The organism is Vibrio sp. 10N.222.46.A1 (assembly GCF_041473595.1).
Classification (GTDB): Bacteria; Pseudomonadota; Gammaproteobacteria; order Enterobacterales; family Vibrionaceae; genus Vibrio; species Vibrio tasmaniensis_A.
On sequence record NZ_JBFRSN010001157.1, the window covers coordinates 1 to 1,685 of the forward strand.

The following is a 1,685-nucleotide window of genomic DNA, read 5'->3' on the forward strand; positions in this document are numbered from 1 at the left end:
GAACCAAAGTCATCAACAATGATTCTCGCCCCAAGAGCACGGAAGTGATCACACACTTCTATCATGCGGCCATAATCTTTGATCTGTTCAGACTCGAGAACCTCTAGACCAAGTCGAGTAGGGTCGTTCATACCACTAATCGCTGACTCGAGAACCTCAAGCGTCTTATCGCTCAGTAAGTCTTGTGGGGATAGGTTGATTGAAAAAGAACTCTGCTTATTTGCCATGTAGCCAATGGTGTTTCGAATCATGTGCCGGCTAAGGCGAGTATAGAGATGCGTGTCAGCAATAATGGGTAAGAACTTACCAGGGAGTACAATGGTACCGTCCGACTCCATGATTCTGACCAAACACTCTTGGCCAATCATTTCGTGAGTACCAGACGCCACAATCGGCTGTGAGTAGGTGATAATGTTCTGATCTAAGATTGCGCGGCTTACACAGCTCAGCCAGCCTAGTTGTTCTTTACGATCTTCCTCACTCACCTGAATGTTTTTGGCATTAGTGATGTGAGTATTGTTCCGCACCCCGTAGCGTCGAGCTTCAATCGCTTTCAACAAGATCTCATCACCGCTATCAGCTAAGAAATCACAGCGACTAGCGAAACCACCACACAGAGAAACCGAAAGGTAGTCTATGTCGGTTAATCCATATGGCTCAAAATTAATATGCTCAATACCATCAGCAAACTCGACGAAACGTTGCTCTATCTTCACGCTATCGACACTCGCGTTAAAGATAATTGCCCACTCACCGACACCAATACTGAACAGTTCAACCTTTACCTTGGATTCCGTAGCCACACTAAGGTGCAATCGGTTGACAAAATGATTCGACAGATCAAGCAGTAATTGGTCACCCACTTGATAACCGTATTTTTCGTTAACTTGATGAAAATTAGTCAGCTTCAGCGTCAACAGATGTTCATTGAATAAAATCGTATTGAGGCGTTCTTTTAATACAATACGGTTAGGTAGCCCAGTGCGAGAGTCAATACGGTAGCTTTCAGTTAAGCGACGTGCTTGTTGATGGAGTTTGTTCTCCATCTGAGTATTCATACTGTCAAGATCTGCGACCGCATTTCTGACTAAGTTGAGTAGTGGCGATACCGTTGAGTCTCGCTTAAAATCTTCGCAACGAAACTCATTAATCTCGTCCGACTCTCTCATCGCAATATAGGTAAGGCTGTGATGCAGTATCTCTTGGCGATCGTCGTTGCGATATAGTTCGCCCATGCAGTATGCACCACACGCGTTTACTATCCCTTCAAATGGTTTGAGCTCAAGTTTACTGTCGATAAATTCTAGTCGAGATACACAGTTATAGATGATCACAGATTCAGGCTGATGCACGGCAAGCATCTCAGCGCCGTGACGCACTTTTTCTGCGGTCAAAGAAGGATGATTATAACAAAACTGGGCCTCTTCGCCGACATGCCAAGGGCTATCAAACTCAATACTACCATCATCATTAATACGTAGAGGCGTCGAGATGCACTTCTTTCTGCCGAGCTCTCGATACAGGGGGAAGCTCATCAACTGACTAAAAGGGAGATCTTTACCATCAGCAAGGTAATGTTTGAACACCTCGATAGCCGGCTTGTCATTCAACGCATATAAACGATTTCCAACTGCGTGTGTCACTCGCAATTTCATCCCAATAGGATTCCACTCAGAATACGCGCT

Annotated in this window: 1 protein-coding gene; it reads right to left on the bottom strand. The window is 44.9% G+C overall.

What is annotated here, in order from left to right:
- Nucleotides 1-1,685: EAL domain-containing protein (locus AB4496_RS24740; protein WP_372132456.1), on the bottom strand; the 1,685-nt coding region annotated here is incomplete at both ends.